Consider the following 1,448-nt stretch of genomic DNA (forward strand, 5'->3'; position numbering starts at 1 on the left):
GGCAAGGCAGCCGCCGCGAGCTTGCCCAGCGTCGAGAAAGCCTCGATGCACGGATCGATCAACGCCACCGAGCTTGGCGTGCAACCCGGCACCTTTGCCGATCAGAGCAAGGCTTTCGCCAAGCTGCTGCGCGAGGCCAGCGATCGCGACATGCCGGTTTTCCTGCAGCCCGGCACCTATGTCGTGTCCAACCTGACGCTGCCCGGCCGGGTGCGCCTTACCGGCGTGCCTGGCGCAACGCGCATCGTCTATGGTGGCGACGGCCACCTGTTCATGGCCGAACAAGCCGATCACATCGAGCTCAGCGGCCTGGTCCTCGACGGCTCAAACCGCTCGATGGGCGACTACGCGCAAGGACTGCTCGATCTGCGCCGCGTGGCGCATCTCATCGTCGATAATTGCCAGATAACCGGCAGCGGCAAGAACGGGCTGGCGCTCGAGCACGCGGCGGGCCGGGTCGAGCGCACGGAAATATCCGGAGCGGCGGACGCCGGCATCTATTCGGTCGAGGCCGCAGGGCTGGCGATCACAGGCAACACCGTCTCCGACTGCGCCAATGGCGGCATCCTCGTGCACCGCTGGCAGGCGGCGGAGGACGGCACTATCGTCACCGGCAACCGGGTCGAACGCATCGCGGCGCGCGGCGGCGGCACTGGCCAGAACGGCAATGGCATCAATGCCTTCCGCGCCGCCAACGTGATCGTCTCCGGCAACATCGTTTCGGACTGCGCATTCTCCGCCATCCGCGCCAACAGCGCCAGCAATCTGCAAGTATCGAGCAACACTTGCATGCGTTCCGGCGAAACGGCGGTCTATTCCGAATTCTCGTTCGAGGGCGCCGTTATCAGCAACAACATCGTCGATGGTGCCGCCAACGGCATCTCGATCGTCAATTTCAACGAAGGCGGACGCATGGGTGTTTGCTCGGGCAACATCGTGCGCAACCTGTCGACATCAGGCCCCTACCCCGCCGACCCGCCGGGATTCGGCGTCGGCATCGGCGTCGAGGCCGACACCACCGTGTCCAACAACGTCATCGAGAACGTGCCGCTCTACGGCATGTCGATCGGCTGGGGACCGTATCTGCGCAACGTCGTGGCCACCGGCAACATCATCCGCAAAGCGGGCACCGGCATCGTCGTCAGCGTGGTCGACGGTGCCGGAACCGCCATCATCTCCGACAATGTCATCGACGGCGCACGCAATGGCGCCATTGTCGGGCAGCGCTGGGCCGATCCGGCCACGGGCGATCTCGCCGCGTCAGCCGATACCGGCTTTCCGCATCTGACCGTCGAGCGCAATCACGTCAGTTGAGAAACGTCTGTCTCAGGCCAGTGCCGCCGTCGGCCTGAGCGCACCGACCGTGGCGCCTATCCGGCTTTCGATGGGTGCATTCGCCATTTCGAGCAGCTTCGCCGCCAAAACCTCGTCCGCGCGCAGCAGTCGGG

The 1,448-nt window shown here is 65.2% G+C and carries 1 protein-coding gene and 1 pseudogene; one reads left to right on the forward strand and one right to left on the reverse strand.

The features are described from left to right. Positions 1-1,314: TIGR03808 family TAT-translocated repetitive protein (locus FJ980_RS31460; RefSeq protein ID WP_140547420.1), on the forward strand; the 1,314-nt coding region annotated here is incomplete at its 5' end. 12 nt (positions 1,315-1,326) lie between these two features. Here the strand turns inward: FJ980_RS31460 and FJ980_RS36010 are convergent. Then, positions 1,327-1,448: pseudogene (locus FJ980_RS36010) on the reverse strand (asparaginase); the annotation flags it as partial.

This window comes from Mesorhizobium sp. B1-1-5 (assembly GCF_006443065.1).
Classification (GTDB): domain Bacteria; phylum Pseudomonadota; class Alphaproteobacteria; order Rhizobiales; family Rhizobiaceae; genus Mesorhizobium.